This is a genomic window from Allofrancisella frigidaquae, from assembly GCF_012222825.1.
In the GTDB taxonomy this organism is placed as follows: domain Bacteria; phylum Pseudomonadota; class Gammaproteobacteria; order Francisellales; family Francisellaceae; genus Francisella; species Francisella frigidaquae.
Window position 1 is genome coordinate 13072 of record NZ_CP038017.1, and the last position, 13251, is coordinate 26322.

The following is a 13251-nucleotide window of genomic DNA, read 5'->3' on the forward strand; positions in this document are numbered from 1 at the left end:
TTTTCAATTCCCTTTTTTACTTTCTGCTATCATCTTGGCAAATTCATTAAACAAATACTTACAGTCATGTGGACCTGGAGAGCTCTCCGGATGGTATTGGACCGCGAAAGCTGGTCTATCTTTAAATCTTAAGCCCTCAACAGTACCATCAAACAGAGAACTCATATGAATTTGAATATTATCAGGAACATTGCCATCACAAACCACAAAGCCATGGTTTTGGCTTGTGATAAGAACTTTTTTAGTATTAGCATCCAGTACAGGTTGGTTTACACCACGATGACCTTTGTGCATTTTTTTGGTTTTTAAGCCAGCAGCTAGAGCTAATAATTGGTTGCCTAAACAAATACCAAATATTGGCATTTTGACTTCTAGAAGTTTTTTGATAACGGGCATAGTATAGTCAGATGTTGCAAATGGATCTCCCGGACCATTAGATAAAAATACTCCATCAGGATTATGCTTCATAATGTCTTCATAAGTACTATCAGCAGGTACCACTGTTACTTTAAATTCAGCATCTACTAGGTTTCTTAGGATATTGTATTTGACACCATAGTCGATAACTACAACATTATATTTATAGCTTTCTTGTTGTTTATATACTTGTTGTCCAAGTGAGAAAGTATGCTCATTCCAGTCATATTCTCTATTTGTAGTGACACTTATAGCTAAGTCTCTGCCATTAAGGTTAGATTTGTTTTTGATTCTTGATCTGACATAGTTTGCATCGAGGAATTCACCTGGCTTAACTGATAATATCGCTACTCTTACAGCACCTTCTTTGCGTACTTTACGTACGATTGCACGCGTATCAACACCACAGATACCGACGATATTTCTATTTTTTAGCCAAGTATCGATACTTTTTTTAGCTCTAAAATTTGATGGGTTTGTGAGATTCTCACGCACGATTAACCCTTTAGCAAATACCCCTAGTGACTCATTATCCTCGTTATTGATTCCTACATTACCGATGTGAGGAAAAGTAAAAGTAATGATCTGTCCAGCATAAGAAGGATCTGTTAAGGTTTCTTGGTAACCTGTCATTGATGTATTGAAACATATTTCTCCGTCTGTCCAACCTCGTACCCCTATTGATCTACCTAAATAGTATGTGCCATCTGGGAAAACCAATAATGCGTTAGTCATATCATTAGCTAATATCATAAAATAACCTTATTGTGATGAATGAGAATTAAAGAAAAAAGGTATTTGAAAAAGTTGTTTATCATTTACTTTTATAAAGTTAATGGACAAATTGAAAGTATTCTAGAGATCCAAAACTTATCTGTAAAGAGTGTTTAGTCAAGTTTTCATTATTTGTGTTTTTGGGGTGGTTTTAAGTATATTTTTGTAATAAAATTAAATTTTCACCGTTAGATATTAACAAATATATAAAACACGGCTAATTTTCACATATATATCTTATATTTTGAAAGCTTTTTAAGGCTATTACTTCCTCAACGATAAAGCCAACTTGACGGTGGCCTGAAGCCATGCTAGGATTTTAAGATTAAGAATCTATAGAATCACAATGGACAGGTTTTGAATTTGTAAATATATTAGAAAAAATCAATATATTAATACTGAATAAATTACTACCTGGAATCAAATTCATACATAACTACATCTTGAGATAAATAACCATGAGAAAAAAAATGATTAAAACATTATGTGTTAAGAGAAGCTTATATTCAGCTTTGATTGGTTTTAGCTTTATACTTCCTTCGATTTGTTTAGCAGATGCCCGCTCGGAACTAATTTTAGAAAACAACTGTTCAACACCTGTAGAATTTAATGTTCGTCCACGAGATAGTTCTGGAGCAACGATAATAAACAAAAAATTAGAACCTTTTGAGTACATAAATATAGGAGATTATACAAACAGTGAAATAATCAATTATGTATCAACTATAAATATAGATTTCCATTCATTAGATTCTACAAATGATAGTGGTTCTTTACAATATATTTTAACTAATGGATTTACTGCAAACTACGCAGATTTCAAAAACTTAATTGGAGATATTAATATAGAACATCAAAATAGTGATTATTCATATGAATGGCATAGCTACACTACTACATTAAAGCGCAGGATTCCAATATTTACAGTTTCTGCCTGTAAAACTCAAATAGAAATAAGAGGCAGCAAATTAAAAGATGTTGAAAGAATATTGATTTTTGGTGATAGCTTAAGTGACTATGGGAATTTATATGGTTACACAAATGGTACAATTCCTAAATCAATCCCTTACAATAAAGGAATGTTTTCTAACGGTGCAGTATGGAGTGATATTTTAAATAATTCGTTAAAAGATAAAATCAAAATAAGTAATTATGCGGTTGGTGGCGCTACAGTTGTATTTGAACCATCATGGACAGATATTGGATTGCCATATACATTAGGTACTGAGATTAGCTCATACTCAGTGGATACAGGTGCTCATGATACTGACAAAACTTTCGCTATATTTTTTATTGGTGCTAATGATTATTTGACTATTGATGTATCACAAGACCCTAGTACAATTCCAGATATAGCAAAACAAGTTACAGATAAAATAAAGGTTGCTATACAATCAGTAAAAGCATCAAAAACTTTAATTATTGGTCTGCCTGATTTAAGTTTAACGCCTGAGTCAATAGAAATAGGAAATCAAGCTTTATTAAAAGAAGTTTCTAAATTACATAATGAATATCTCAAGCAGTTTGCTGATATGGATGATAATGTTGATTTTCTTTCTTTAGATGAAATGTTTAATACTCTAATTAATGATACAGATAAATTTAACCAAACTTATAGTACCAACCTGTCTCCTGACAAAATACATAAAAGCTGCTGGTTGGGATCTTATTTTGCATTAAATTCATTATTAGACAAAAAAGAATTTTATAAAAATTTATTAGCTTCAAATCCAGAGATAGAGGAAAATGATAGTAGACAGTTACAATTAAATGATATGGATTTAAATTTAAATGTTATGGATAAAATTCCTCTTAATTCTGATATAACCTCTGCTATCTTAGCGGCAGAGACAGGAACTTTATGCGCTAATCCTCAAGAATTTGCTTTTTTTGATAAAGTTCATCCGACATACCAAGTTCATAAAGCATTATTTAAATATATCGCTAGCTACTTTGGTATTATCAGTTGATTTTTTATTGCTCCAAATTAAAAGCTTAAAGTTTTGGTATATACTTGCAATTCTTGTTGCTTGTTTTATAGTTAGGTAACTAATTATATTCTTGAATAGAAAAATGCAAAAAAATAGCTTAGTTATCTTTAAGTCTAAACCAGCTAAGATTATAGACGTTTTAGATAAAAAGATAGAAATAGAAACCATAGATGGCAAAAAAATAAAATTACCACCTAAAAATGTCCAATTCTTAATAGATACACAGAGCGACTTTGAGTTAGCAGAGTTAAAACAACTACAAATTGATGATCTTGAGTTAACTTGGGAGCTTTTGCAAGAGCAAACAGAAACTTCAATAGAGGAGTTAAGCGAGCTGCTGTTTGAAACTACAGGAGTTAAGCAAGCATATACGATTTGGCTTTTAGTGTCAGAAGGAGAGTTTTTCAGTTTTAACGAAGATTTTAGTGTAAACATACATTCGCCTACGCAAAAAGAAACAATAATTCGAGAAAAGCAAGAAAAACACAAAAAAGAACAAGAGCTTAATAACTTTATAGCACGCCTAAACAATAAAACATATTTACAAGAAGATGAAAAATTCCTAAAAGAGATAGAAGCTTTAGCGTTATTAAAAAGCCCAAACTGTAGATTTTTTAAGTACCTTAATATAGAAGAATCAGAAAGTAGTGCTTATAAACTACTTTTAGATATAGGTTATTGGGATGAGCATATTAATCCATATTTATACAGGTATAAAGCAGAGCTAGAGAATAACCCAGCAAAGTTTGAGTATAACTCTAGTTCGGATATTGGTAGAGTAGACTTAACTTACCTAAAAGCTTATGCAATAGATGATGAAGATAGTAATGACCCTGATGATGCTATAAGCTGGGACACTAAAAATAGTAAAATATGGGTACATGTTGCTGATCCATCTTCAAGTATTGCTTTTGGTGAGCAAATAGATCTAGAAGCTAGAGCTAGAGGTTCAAATTTGTATACTCCTGAGAAAATTATTTCGATGCTTCCAACTGAAGCTACGGAAGTTTTAGGATTAGGACTACAAGAAATATCTCCAGCTTTATCTATTGGCTTTAGTATCACTACTAATGGTGATATAGGTGATATACAAATATGCTTTAGTAAAGTTAAAGTAATTAGGTTAAGTTATGAGTTTGCAGAAGAAAACATAAGTTACCTTGAGCTTGGTGATATTACAAAGTTTGCAAGAAGATTTACAGAAAAACGTTTACAAGCAGGAGGAGTTGAGCTTAATTTCCCCGAGGCTAAAATTAAGATAGAAGCTGATAAAAGAGTTAGTATATATGACTTACACACGCTAGAATCGCGAATTTTAGTAAGAGATACAATGCTTATGGCAGGTGTCGCTGTAGGTAAATTTTGTCTAGAGCATAATATAGCAGTTCCTTTTTCTACACAGCCACAGCATGAACTTACTAAAGAAGAGTTAGAATCTCTCATAACGCCAGCGCATATGTTCGCTGCGAGGAAAAAGTTACAAAGAGGGAAATACGCTACACAAGCTGATAAGCATGCTGGTATGGGTTTAGAAAACTATGTACAAGTAACTAGTCCTTTAAGAAGATATCTTGATTTGCTAGTTCACTATCAGATTAGACGTTTTTTAGGTCATCAAGAATTATTAAGTATTGATACTGTAAATGAAATTATTGCACAAGTAGATACTCCAATAAGAATAAACAGGCAAACTGAAAGAGATTCAAATTTACATTGGAAGCTAGTATATCTAATACAAAACCCTAATATGAAATTCAAAGCTACAGTTGTAGAGTTACTAGAAAGAAACAAAGTATTAGTATCTATAGAGAAATTAGCTATGACAAAGAAGATATCTGTCAATAGTAAACTAGATCTAAATAGCACTTTAGTTTTAGAAAATAGCTCAGTAAACCTTGTAAATCAGGAAGCTTATTTTAAGGTTCTAGAAAATAGTTAACTGGGTTTTAACAAAAAGCACACATTCTTATCCACAGGGAGGTATGGGTTGGTTGTTCTTACTTCCCTTGGCAAATATTTTGTTTTAAAAACCTTATATACTGGTAATTTCAAGCTTTTAAGAAAAATAAAAAAAATAAAAAGATAACTATTTATCACAGAAAGTTACATAAATATAAACATAGTTATCCACATAAAGAGGAGAGCTTTTCTTCTTATCACGCGCTAAATTAGGATCCTTGAAGTACAACATTTTTAAAGGGATAAATATTTTTTTGATAGTCCAATTTATAATTACGTCAATCAGGTTTGTGCATAAAAATTATTTATCTGAGTAAATTTTATGTAAATTAATGTATCATCTTACACAGTGTTCTGTAAAATTTATGAATTTATGAATTACGAGCTAGTTGAAGCAAGGGTAAATCCAAAATATTGTGTAATTTGGCTACATGGTTTAGGTGCTGATGGTCATGATTTTGTTGATATAGTTGATCTTCTAGGTATTCCTCTAGATAATATTCGTTTTATATTCCCGCATGCTGATATAATGCCAATTACTATAAATATGGGTATGCAAATGTCAGCATGGTACGATATTAAATCTCTTGATGCTAATAGTTTAAATAGAGTTGTAGATATTGAGGGTATCAAGAATTCAGTAGCTAAGTTAAATACTCTAATTGATAAACAGATTGCTCAAGCAATCGCAGGAGAAAATATTATCTTGGCAGGATTCTCACAGGGCGGAGTTATTGCTGTTTATACAATGCTTACCACTAAACATAAACTTGGTGGAGTAATGGCTTTGTCAACATATTTGCCGGCATGGGATGAGTTTAAGAAAGATGTTACAGATATTAACAAAAATGCTCCAGTATTGGTGTGTCATGGTACACATGACCAAGTTTTGCCAGAAGCTTTAGGACAAGAGCTATCTGCTAAACTAGCTGCACAAGGCTTTAAAATTAAGTATAAATCTTATAATGGTATGCAGCATAGTGTGTGTATGGAAGAAATAAATGATATATCTAATTATATATCGCAAGTATTTAATGTATGAATAAAAAAATCATAATAGCAAGTAGAGAAAGTAAACTAGCTCTTTGGCAAACTAAGTTTGTTAAATCTGAAATACAAAATAAATTAGGTATCTCATGCGAAATAGTCACAATGAAGACTCAAGGGGATATTATTTTAGATAAGCCTCTAAATAAAATTGGTGGTAAAGCTTTATTTATGAAAGAACTAGAAGTAGCTATGCAAAACAATCAAGCTGATATCGCAGTACATTCTTTAAAAGATGTTCCTTATGAGCTTCAAGCAGGATTTTGTTTAGCAAGTTTTATGCCTAGAGAAGATCCGCGAGACGCGTTTGTTGCAAATAAATATACATCGTTAGACGATTTGCCTAAAGGAGCGGTTGTTGGGACTTCTAGTCTACGTCGTAAAGCTCAACTGCTTAACTATAGAAAAGATTTGGTCATCAAAGATCTAAGAGGTAATGTTCAAACTAGATTATCTAAATTAGATAATAATGATTATGACGCTATTATATTAGCTAGTGCTGGGCTTATTAGATTAGGCTTACAGACTCGAATTACCCAATACATACCTATAGAGATATCATTACCTGCTGTTGGTCAAGGTGTAGTTACAATAGAAGCCCTAGAAAAAGATAAAAAGCTTTTGGCTGAGTTAAAAAAACTTAATGATGAAACTAGTTTTCTTGCTGCTAAAGCAGAACGAGCTTTTAACCAAGAGTTAAAAGGAGGATGTCATGTTGCTATAGGTGCTTATGCAATTGTAGAGAATCAAAAAATAACATTGCAAGCAATGGTAGCTAGTAGTGATGGTAAAAAAATTATAAGAAGGTCAAAAAGTGGAGCAGACCCTGAAAGTTTAGGTAAATTATTAGCTCAAGAAATGATAGAATTAGGGGCGTATGGAATATTGGAGAATTAAATGAGACTAATGGTATTATTAGTAGGCCTTGGTGGTGGGCTTGGTGCTATAGCTAGGTTTTTGGTAACTCAAGCTAGTGCTAGCATATCTAAACAGATTCCTGTAGGTGTCTTTTTATGTAATATTATAGGTTCTTTTTTTATCGGTTTAATTGCTGCGTTTTTAATAAAAACAAACTTGTTTAATGAAGATATATCTGCGTATACCAGAGCTCTACTTGTAACGGGCTTTTTAGGAGGGTTTACAACTTTTTCTAGCTTTAGTTTAGATATACTAAACTTACTACAAAGAGGTGAAGGTTTTCTAGCATTTGGATATATTCTAGCAAGTGTAATTTTTTCATTATTTGCAGTGGTTGTAGCATTTTATTTAGTAGTAGGGATATATAAATGAAAAAAAGTATAGCTACCTTAATGTTCTTGATAGGCTTAATTTTAAGTGGTTGTATACCAGTGGTTACAGGAAGTTTTGTGACTCATGACGATATTTTTGATGCTGATGCTGGACTTCATAGTCTAGAGCTGCAAGAAGGAATCACAGTTAAACAGCTGTATGATGCTATCAGAGAGACTATAAAAAATAATCCTAAAGAATTTAAGCTTCAAGCAAGTGATTATGGAGATAATAAATCTAGAGTTTGGGCTTTTTCAAATAAGTATAATCAACCAGTAGCCTTTTATGCTATAAACATGAACGGTAGGGTATATTTAGGAATAGATATAGGTGATGAGGGTGATGCTAATAAAATTGACGATGACATCACAGATATTTATAGTTTAGAGGATCTAATTTTGAGTAATATAAAAACACTACCAAAAAATACGACAGAGTGAGTATTAACCACTATAAGTTAAAACTTTTTGATTAGAGTCAGCTAGGAGTATCAAGAAGTTGAATCATTTTTCAATTTTAAAAACCGTACCACAATATGGGCAAGTATTTGATTTTTTATCTTTAAGATCTATAAACACTCTTGGATGCAAATCCCAATTTTCATGATATTTAGTTGGGCAACAAACTCTTTCACCTTTTTTTACTTTAATAATTTTTTGCTCTTTTTTCATTTTTTTTAGTGCTTTTTAGAAATACTAACTGGCTAGATTTTAACAAAAATTAGGCCAAATTAATAATACAAAAAAAAACTTAAATGGCATATACTAAGGCTTGTTGTCAAAAATAAAGGTAGCTGGCATATGAAAAGATTGTATACTGCAAATATGTCAACGAGAGTTTCTAAAACCAAGTGGGACATTCTAGCTTTGTCAATCATCTTGTTGATTTTATGTATATTTGTATGGTCAACATCTGGGCTAGGTGGGGCTGTTGATTATACTGATCAAGCAAGCGTACGAAAGTATTCAGAAATTTCGCTAAGTTTGTGGTTATTGCCTTATTATACCGCTGAAACAACTATACGTATGTTTATTGGTTTAGCTTTTTCTTTGCTAATAACTTTTGTATTTGGTACATGGGCAGCAAAAAGTAAAAGAGCAGAAAGTATAATAATACCAGCTGTTGATATATTACAATCAATACCAATACTTGGTTTTTTTGCTATTACAGTAACAGGGTTTTTAGTGCTCTTTCCTAGTTCTTTATGGGGGGCTCAGTCAGCAGTTATATTTGGGATTATAACTGCTCAAGTATGGAATATGATTTTAAGTTTTTATCAGTCATTAAAAACCATACCTAAAGAGCTAAAGGAAGCAGCTGATATGTATCAGTTATCAGCATGGCAAAAATTTTGGAAACTTGAAGTTCCTTTTTCTATGCCAGGTTTAGTATGGAATACTATGATGTCAATGTCAGCCTCTTGGTTTATGATAGTTGCTTCTGAAACTATAGTCGTTAATTTTGGTGCCTCTCAATCAATTTTCGTGAATTTACCAGGGATAGGTTCATTTATTGATGCAGCAAATAATGCTCAAGATTTTATAGCAGTTGCTGCAGCAATTATTACTATGCTTGTAACTATAATTTTATACGACCAGCTTTTATTTAGACCTTTGGTTGCATGGTCAGAGAAATTTATGCTAGGAGAGAACCAGACCGAAGTACATACTAAATCTTGGTTTCTTAAAATTTTACAAAAATCTTTAGCTATAAAATTTTTTACAGGCTTAGTTGGTAAAATTATAGGACAGATTATTAATAACAACTTTTTTAAAAAAGACCTAACTAAAGCCTTTAATCAAAAAAAACATAAGAAAGAAGATAAAAAAGAAACTATGTTGCAGAAGGTTATATGGTCTGGCTTTATATCATTAGCTGTATTAGCTCTTTTATATTTTGCTTATGAAACTATCTTTGTTAAAGGCAATGTTTGCTTACCTGATGCTTTTGAGGCTTTGTATGGTGGACTTTTTACTGGTTTAAGGGTAGTTGTTTTGATATTAATAACTTCTATTATATGGGTTCCAATAGGTGTGTGGGTTGGTATGCGTCCTAAAATAGCCCAAAAAGTGCAACCATATGCACAAATGGCAGCAGCTTTTCCAGTAAATGTACTTTATGGTGTGTTTGGTACTTTAGTAATTACTTTCAATTTGAATTTTAATATCTGGTGTATCTTACTAATGGCGCTTGGTACACAGTGGTATATTTTATTTAATGTAATTGCAGGAGCTTCGGCAGTGCCAGAAGAGCTAAAACTTGCTGCAAGAAATATGCAGTTAAAGGGGTTGACTAAGTGGCGAAGATTTCTCTTTCCAGCTGTTATGCCGTATTATGTAACAGGGGCTATAACTGCTGCCGGAGGTGCATGGAATGCAAGTATAGTATGTGAGTATATAAATTGGGGTAAGGATACAGTTATACAGGCTGCAGGTTTAGGTAGCTACATTACTAAATATACTAATATACAGGGAGATCATACAGCTAATGTACTTTTGGGTGTTATTGTGATGAGCATATTAGTAGTGTCTTCAAATAAGCTTTTTTGGCGAAGACTTTATAGCTATGCAGAAAATCGCTTCAGTATGAATATGTAGTATAGGGGATAAAATAAATGAGCAAGCAAATAATTTCAGTAGGAAATGTAAGTAAGAGCTTCTTGATTAAAGAAGAGCACTTACTAAAGGTCTTAGATAATATAGATTTCACATTGTATGAAGGAGAAATTGTCGCTTTACTGGGGAAATCTGGCTCGGGAAAATCTACTTTACTAAGAATTATAGCTGGCTTGTTAAGCCCTACTACAGGAGAAGTTTTATACAGAGGTAAAAAGGTTTCAGCTCCAGTTCCTGATATATCGATGGTTTTTCAAAGTTTTGCTCTTATGCCATGGCTTACAGTGTTGCAAAATGTTGAGTTAGGTCTAGAAGCTCGCAATATAAGCTCACAAGAGCGTAGAGAAAGAGCTTTAAAGGCTATTGATATGGTTGGGCTTGATGGTTTTGAAAACGCTTATCCTAAAGAGCTTTCTGGTGGTATGAAACAAAGAGTTGGTTTTGCTAGAGCTTTGGTACTAGAACCTGATGTACTTTTAATGGATGAGCCATTTTCAGCTTTAGATATTTTGACAGCTGAAAATCTAAGAGAAGACTTGTTAGAGCTTTGGGAAACTAATGACGCTATGAAAGGTATTTTATATGTGACTCATAGTATTGAAGAGGCAGTATTAACTGCTAATAGGATTATTATATTTGGTAGTAATCCTGGCTTTATACGGGGCGAGTTAAAAGTTAATATTCCTCATCCAAGAAGTTCCCAAGATCCTGCTGTGGCAGATTTGGTAGATGAGGTTTATAGGATGATGACTACAGCCCAAACTAAAGAGCTTACAGAGCGGATGAATAAAAAAACAGCAATGACGATAGGTTATCGTATACCTGACGTTGATATATCAGAAATGAATGGTCTTTTAGATCAAATGTCTGATATTAAAAACGCTGATGCTATAGATTTATCACAATTAGCAGATGAGCTACATCTTGATATTGATGATTTATTCCCAATTATTGAGATATTATCTATTTTAAGATTTGCAGAAGTTTCTGATGGTGATATTAAAATGACAGCTATGGGACGCAAATTTATTGATTCAAATATTGATGAGAGAAAATTTATATTTGGTAGATTGTTTTTAAAATATATACCACTAGCAAGGCATGTAGTTAAGGTTTTACATGATAGAGAATCTAATTCAGCACCGAAAAGTAGGTTTCTTGCAGAATTAGACGATTACTTTCCAGCGGATGTTGCTGCACGTGTATTTGATACATTTATCGATTGGGCGCGTTACGCTGAACTTATCTTCTACGATTCAAACATAGGTATGCTTTCTTTAGACGAGAACGCTGTTGAGTATATCAAAAAAATGTAATGGTTACTTAATCAAGTTAAATGCCTTGTCATCATCTGTCTAACTCTAGCTTGTAACGGTCCTATAAACAAAACTATTTTTTGCTGGGTTATTTTTATTTAATTTGCTTTTATTTGAGTATATTATTAAAAGTCTGTAAATTAGTGTTCAGATTTGTCTGTATACACGTTGAAGTTTTTAAAAAAAAGGTGGTTTATGTCTTATACTTTTAAAAGTAAAATGCTCAAAATAGCTTTTTTAAGTTTGATTTTTGGAACTAACTTATACGCTGAGCAAAATACTGAGGTAGTTTCGCAAGGTGGGCCTCTTGGAGCTACAAGTATTGGGCAACAAGATCTTAGTTTGACAGGTTCTTCTTCTGAAAGCAGTTCTACATCAACGCCACAACACCTAAATGAAAAAGAGCTTTTGCTGCAATTACAAGCTCAAGTTCAACTATTACAAGGACAAGTAAATCAACTTAAATCTCAGCAAGGTAATATTAGAAACACCTCTGGTGGTAGCTCACAGTTTGCTACGTATAGCTCTAAAGTAGGTGGTAATTTGGGATCAACAGAAAACTATTTGGATCTTGGAACCCTTAAAACTAGTGAAATAGACCCAGAAGATATCTCTTTAAGCATAACTCAAGGAAATTCTATAGAGGTTAGTGGTAGTCAAAGTGGAGGGGTATTTGCTTCAAATAATGGTATTGACGTTGGTGGTACACCAGCAATTACAACTCGAGGTCAAGTAAGTTATCTAGGTTCTTATTCTGGTAATAACACAATTCCAGTCGGGATGATATCTTCAAACCTTTTTGCTTCTACACTGTTAGGTCAAAGAGATAAGTTTGATGATTATTCAGTATTCTTCGGTGGCTATATAGAAGCTGATGCTCAGACTTGGTTTGGTAGTTCAATCCAGAGAATATCAGGAACTAACTTTTCAGCGACAGGTGAAAATATATATTTAACTAATGCTAAGTTATACTTCCTTTCAAACTTAGGACATTATGTAACAGCACAGTTTGATTTTGACACAAATGAATCAGGTGGCTTTGGCTTAGGTAATGCTTTTGTAATTTTTGGTAATCTAGATACTTCACCGTTTTTCATAACGGCTGGTAGAAGTAAGTTATCGGTAGGATCTTACGGTGGTGGAGGACCTTGGAGTAGTGGTATTATTGATGAATTTTTATCCCCAGATAAGGTAACTAACGTATCAGTTAACTATAAAACAGATACTATCAACGCTAACGTTGCTGTTTTTGGTTCTGATGATAAACGAGCAAACTTCTCAACAGGTTTATTTTATGCTGATGCTCTAACAGAAAATTTATCAGCCGGTTTTAATGCTGGCTACGTATTTAATATAGCTGGAGCTGGAAATAGTAGTATTCCACAATTCTTAAAAAGTGTTGGTAGAGAAAATGAAAATATAGGTGTTATTAACTTTGACGCTAACTTAGCGTATGCTATGCTTGGGGGTATCTGGCAGATACAAGGTGGTTGGTCATCAACAACTACCGCAGAAGATTTCAATAAGAATGGTACAAATGTTAATACAGGTGCTTGGTATGCTGGTTTGGTGTATGCTTTAACTCTAGCAGGTAAAAATACCAACTTTAACGTTACTTATGGCCAATCTTACAATGCTGCAAATATTCCTATGCCTTTGTCTAACGCATCACCAACGTTTGGTAAAACCTCTTCTGGTATTAGGAATCAACTTATTTTCTCAGCCCAAAGATCATATTTTGATGACAATGTATTGTTGGGTCCAGAATATTCCTACCAAGAACTATATAATGGCGAACACATGAATACAATAACTTTAGATTTATCAGTTTACGTATAATCT

11 protein-coding genes are annotated in these 13251 nt (G+C 32.9%); 9 read left to right on the plus strand and 2 right to left on the minus strand.

Going from position 1 to position 13251, the window contains the following annotated elements; genetic code table 11:
- Positions 1 to 3: 3 nt before the first annotated feature.
- Positions 4 to 1170 carry a glutamine-hydrolyzing carbamoyl-phosphate synthase small subunit gene (gene carA, locus E3E15_RS00045; protein ID WP_172106136.1) on the minus strand — a complete coding sequence of 389 codons (1167 nt, stop codon included), beginning with the start codon at positions 1168 to 1170 and terminating at the stop codon, positions 4 to 6.
- 491 nt (positions 1171 to 1661) lie between these two features.
- On the opposite strand from carA, the gene E3E15_RS00050 reads away from it, so the two are divergent.
- The 6 genes from E3E15_RS00050 (at position 1662) to E3E15_RS00075 (ending at position 7918) form a co-directional block, all read left to right on the plus strand.
- Positions 1662 to 3161: an SGNH/GDSL hydrolase family protein gene (locus tag E3E15_RS00050; protein ID WP_172106137.1), complete on the plus strand. Its 1500-nt coding sequence runs from the start codon at positions 1662 to 1664 to the stop codon at positions 3159 to 3161.
- 103 nt (positions 3162 to 3264) lie between these two features.
- Complete coding sequence (locus E3E15_RS00055; protein ID WP_172106138.1) at positions 3265 to 5121, plus strand: RNB domain-containing ribonuclease; 1857 nt, start codon at positions 3265 to 3267, stop codon at positions 5119 to 5121.
- Between the two features lie 393 nt (positions 5122 to 5514).
- Complete coding sequence (locus E3E15_RS00060; protein ID WP_172106139.1) at positions 5515 to 6183, plus strand: alpha/beta hydrolase; 669 nt, start codon at positions 5515 to 5517, stop codon at positions 6181 to 6183.
- The gene (gene hemC / locus E3E15_RS00065; protein WP_172106140.1) at positions 6180 to 7085 is read left to right on the plus strand and encodes a hydroxymethylbilane synthase; all 906 of its coding nucleotides are present in this window, start codon (positions 6180 to 6182) and stop codon (positions 7083 to 7085) included. The genes E3E15_RS00060 and hemC overlap by 4 nt, the downstream gene beginning before the upstream one ends.
- Entirely contained in the window at positions 7086 to 7478 is a 393-nt protein-coding gene (gene crcB / locus E3E15_RS00070) for a fluoride efflux transporter CrcB (protein ID WP_035720595.1), read from the plus strand.
- Positions 7475 to 7918 carry a hypothetical protein gene (locus tag E3E15_RS00075; RefSeq protein ID WP_035720596.1) on the plus strand — a complete coding sequence of 148 codons (444 nt, stop codon included), beginning with the start codon at positions 7475 to 7477 and terminating at the stop codon, positions 7916 to 7918. Before crcB ends, E3E15_RS00075 begins: the two co-directional genes overlap by 4 nt.
- Before the next feature lie 63 nt (positions 7919 to 7981).
- On the opposite strand, the gene E3E15_RS00080 is transcribed toward E3E15_RS00075, so the two are convergent.
- A complete protein-coding gene (locus E3E15_RS00080) occupies positions 7982 to 8149 on the minus strand; it encodes a zinc-finger domain-containing protein (protein ID WP_081835939.1) in 168 nt (55 codons plus the stop codon).
- Between the two features lie 129 nt (positions 8150 to 8278).
- On the opposite strand from E3E15_RS00080, the gene E3E15_RS00085 reads away from it, so the two are divergent.
- The 3 genes from E3E15_RS00085 to E3E15_RS00095 all read left to right on the plus strand — a co-directional run bounded on the left by E3E15_RS00085 (position 8279) and on the right by E3E15_RS00095 (position 13248).
- On the plus strand, positions 8279 to 10075 hold the full coding sequence (locus E3E15_RS00085) for an ABC transporter permease (RefSeq protein WP_172106141.1): 1797 nt from the start codon (positions 8279 to 8281) through the stop codon (positions 10073 to 10075).
- 17 nt (positions 10076 to 10092) lie between these two features.
- Positions 10093 to 11409 (plus strand): ABC transporter ATP-binding protein, encoded by a 1317-nt coding sequence (locus E3E15_RS00090; protein WP_035720598.1) that lies wholly within the window; start codon positions 10093 to 10095, stop codon positions 11407 to 11409.
- Positions 11410 to 11604: 195 nt separating this feature from the next.
- Positions 11605 to 13248, plus strand: a complete 1644-nt coding sequence (locus E3E15_RS00095; RefSeq protein WP_425352911.1) for a DUF3573 domain-containing protein — start codon at positions 11605 to 11607, stop codon at positions 13246 to 13248.
- Positions 13249 to 13251: the final 3 nt, after the last annotated feature.